1 protein-coding gene is annotated in these 211 nt (G+C 74.9%); it reads right to left on the reverse strand.

Annotated elements, in window-relative coordinates; translation table 11 throughout:
• The coding region (locus N864_RS23295) for a thiolase family protein (RefSeq protein ID WP_034723483.1) at window positions 1-211 on the reverse strand (211 nt) is incomplete at both ends.

Consider the following 211-nt stretch of genomic DNA (forward strand, 5'->3'; position numbering starts at 1 on the left):
GGTCGACGCGCTCTCGACACCACCGGCCACGGCCAGCTCCCGCCCGGACCGGACGAGCCGGACCCCGAGCTCGATCGCCGCGAGACCGCTGGCGCACTGCCGGTCGATCGTCAGCGCGGGAACCGCGTCCGGCAGTCCCGCGGTCAGGGCCGCGACCCGGGCCACGTTGCCACCCGGCCCCATGTAGTTGCCGAGAATCACCTCGTCCGGG

The sequence above is a fragment of the Intrasporangium chromatireducens Q5-1 genome (assembly GCF_000576575.1).
Lineage (GTDB): Bacteria > Actinomycetota > Actinomycetes > Actinomycetales > Dermatophilaceae > Intrasporangium_A > Intrasporangium_A chromatireducens.